A 1,565-nucleotide genomic window follows, 5' to 3' on the forward strand; every position below is an offset into this window, starting at 1 on the left:
GAATTAACCCTTCTTGATGACAACCAAAAACCTTGGTTAGTTGCCATACGCTTATTTGTCTTCACTTTTTAAAGTGAAAGCAAATAGAAACCCTTTCGGGTTGTATGGTTAAGTGACTAAGCGTACACGGTGGATGCCTTGGCAGTCAGAGGCGATGAAAGGCGTAATAACTTGCGATAAGCCCAGATTAGGTAGTAATAACCTTTTGAGTCTGGGATTCCTGAATGGGGAAACCCACTTGCATAAGCAAGTATCCTGTTGTGAATACATAGCAACAGGAGGCAAACCGGGGGAACTGAAACATCTAAGTACCCCGAGGAAGAGAAATCAACCGAGATTCCGAAAGTAGCGGCGAGCGAAATTGGATTAGCCCTTAAGCTTTTAATGAGACAGATGAAGGCTCTGGAAAGTGCCGCAATAAAGGGTGATAGCCCCGTAATCGACATCTCATAATCAGTGAAAACGAGTAGGGCGGGACACGTGATATCCTGTCTGAATATGGGGGGACCATCCTCCAAGGCTAAATACTACTGACTGACCGATAGTGAACCAGTACCGTGAGGGAAAGGCGAAAAGAACCCCTGTGAGGGGAGTGAAATAGAACCTGAAACCGTGTACGTACAAGCAGTAGGAGCACCTTCGTGGTGTGACTGCGTACCTTTTGTATAATGGGTCAGCGACTTAATTTTAGTAGCAAGGTTAACCGTTTAGGGGAGCCGTAGGGAAACCGAGTCTTAACTGGGCGTACAGTTGCTAGGATTAGACCCGAAACCAGGTGATCTAGCCATGGGCAGGTTGAAGGTTGAGTAACATCAACTGGAGGACCGAACCGACTAATGTTGAAAAATTAGCGGATGACTTGTGGCTAGGGGTGAAAGGCCAATCAAACCTGGAGATAGCTGGTTCTCCCCGAAAGCTATTTAGGTAGCGCCTCGGACGAATACTACTGGGGGTAGAGCACTGTTAAGGCTAGGGGGTCATCCCGACTTACCAACCCTTTGCAAACTCCGAATACCAGTAAGTACTATCCGGGAGACACACGGCGGGTGCTAACGTCCGTCGTGGAGAGGGAAACAACCCAGACCGCCAGCTAAGGTCCCAAAGTATAGCTAAGTGGGAAACGATGTGGGAAGGCTCAGACAGCCAGGATGTTGGCTTAGAAGCAGCCATCATTTAAAGAAAGCGTAATAGCTCACTGGTCGAGTCGGCCTGCGCGGAAGATGTAACGGGGCTAAGCTATACACCGAAGCTGCGGCTACGTACCTTAGGGTATGTGGGGTAGGGGAGCGTTCTGTAAGCCGTTGAAGGTGGTCTGTAAGGGCTGCTGGAGGTATCAGAAGTGCGAATGCTGACATGAGTAACGATAAAGGGAGTGAAAAACTCCCTCGCCGGAAGACCAAGGGTTCCTGTCCAACGTTAATCGGGGCAGGGTAAGTCGACTCCTAAGGCGAGGCCGAAAGGCGTAGTCGATGGGAAACGGGTTAATATTCCCGTACTTCTTACAATTGCGATGGGGGGACGGAGAAGGCTAGGTGGGCCTGGCGACGGTTGTCCAGGTTCAAGTA

Annotated in this window: 1 rRNA gene (running past one end of the window); it reads left to right on the top strand. The window is 49.5% G+C overall.

What is annotated here, in order from left to right:
* Positions 1-106 precede the first annotated feature (106 nt).
* A 23S ribosomal RNA gene (locus tag H5300_RS27785) occupies positions 107-1,565 on the top strand (it continues 1,500 nt past the right edge of the window).

This window comes from Vibrio sp. SG41-7 (assembly GCF_014164465.1).
Lineage (GTDB): Bacteria > Pseudomonadota > Gammaproteobacteria > Enterobacterales > Vibrionaceae > Vibrio > Vibrio splendidus.